The organism is Colwellia sp. 6M3 (assembly GCF_014077595.1).
Lineage (GTDB): Bacteria > Pseudomonadota > Gammaproteobacteria > Enterobacterales > Alteromonadaceae > Cognaticolwellia.
The window spans coordinates 1-869 of sequence record NZ_JACGWF010000197.1; the positions used below are offsets into that span (position 1 = coordinate 1).

The following is an 869-nucleotide window of genomic DNA, read 5'->3' on the forward strand; positions in this document are numbered from 1 at the left end:
TTCGCACAAATCGATAATGCTCCTGAAGAGCGTGAGCGTGGTATTACAATCAATACTTCTCACATCGAGTACGATACTGCAATCCGTCACTACGCCCACGTAGATTGTCCTGGCCATGCTGATTACATCAAAAACATGATCACAGGTGCTGCACAAATGGATGGCGCTATCTTAGTAGTTGCTGCTACAGATGGTCCTATGCCACAAACACGTGAGCACATCTTGTTATCACGTCAAGTTGGCGTACCTTTCATCATCGTATTCATGAACAAATGTGACATGGTAGATGACGAAGAGTTACTTGAGCTAGTAGAAATGGAAGTTCGTGAACTTCTTTCTGAATATGAATTCCCAGGTGATGATTTACCAGTAATTCAAGGTTCAGCACTTGGTGCTCTTCAAGGCGAAGAGAAATGGGAAGCTAAAGTAATCGAACTTGCTGATGCACTTGATACTTACATTCCAGAGCCAGAGCGTGCAATCGACGGTGCATTCATCATGCCTATCGAAGATGTATTCTCAATTTCAGGTCGTGGTACAGTTGTAACGGGTCGTGTTGAACGCGGTATCGTTAAAGTTGGCGATTCAGTAGAAGTTGTTGGTATCCGTGATACTCAAACTTCAACATGTACTGGTGTTGAAATGTTCCGTAAACTTCTTGACGAAGGTCGTGCGGGCGAGAACTGTGGTGTTCTTTTACGTGGTCTTAAGCGTGAAGACGTAGAACGTGGTCAAGTTTTATGTCAACCTGGTTCAATTTTACCTCACACTAAATTCGAATCAGAAGTATACGTGTTATCGAAAGATGAAGGTGGTCGTCATACGCCATTCTTCAAAGGATACCGTCCACAGTTTTACTTCCGTACAAC

Annotated in this window: 1 protein-coding gene; it reads left to right on the forward strand. The window is 43.4% G+C overall.

What is annotated here, in order from left to right; all coding sequences use genetic code 11:
• On the forward strand, positions 1-869 hold an 869-nt coding region (gene tuf, locus H4J50_RS18965; protein ID WP_182257702.1), incomplete at both ends, for an elongation factor Tu.